This is a genomic window from Mesorhizobium sp. P2_A12 (assembly GCF_056405075.1).
Map to the genome: position 1 here is coordinate 1 of NZ_JBFUCU010000096.1, position 485 is coordinate 485.

At 69.5% G+C, this 485-nt stretch carries 1 protein-coding gene; it reads left to right on the plus strand.

Translation table 11 applies throughout. The features are described 5' to 3' along the window. The coding region (locus AC1DZU_RS35665; RefSeq protein WP_477292157.1) for a VCBS domain-containing protein at positions 1 to 485 on the plus strand (485 nt) is incomplete at both ends.

Genomic DNA, 485 nt, shown 5'->3' on the forward strand with positions numbered 1-485 from the left:
CGCCACCCCGGCTTCGCTCGCCGGCAGCTACGGCACCTTCACCTTCAACCCCAACTCGGGGGCATGGACCTACACGCTCGACCAGGGCCTGGCCGATCATCTGACCGCCGGCCAGCACGTCACCGACACGCTGAGCGTCGCCTCCTTTGACGGCACCGCCAGCCACGACATCGTCGTCGACATCACCGGCGCCAACGACTTCGCCTCGATCACCGCATCGGCGGCCGAGGACAGCGCCGTCGCCGAGGCCGGCGGCACCGGCAACGCCGTCGCCGGCGATCCGAGCGCATCGGGCCAGCTGACCGTCCACGACGTCGACACCGGCGAGGATCATTTCGCCACCCCGGCTTCGCTCGCCGGCAGCTACGGCACCTTCACCTTCAACCCCAACTCGGGGGCATGGACCTACACGCTCGACCAGGGCCTGGCCGATCATCTGACCGCCGGCCAGCACGTCACCGACACGCTGAGCGTCGCCTCCTTTG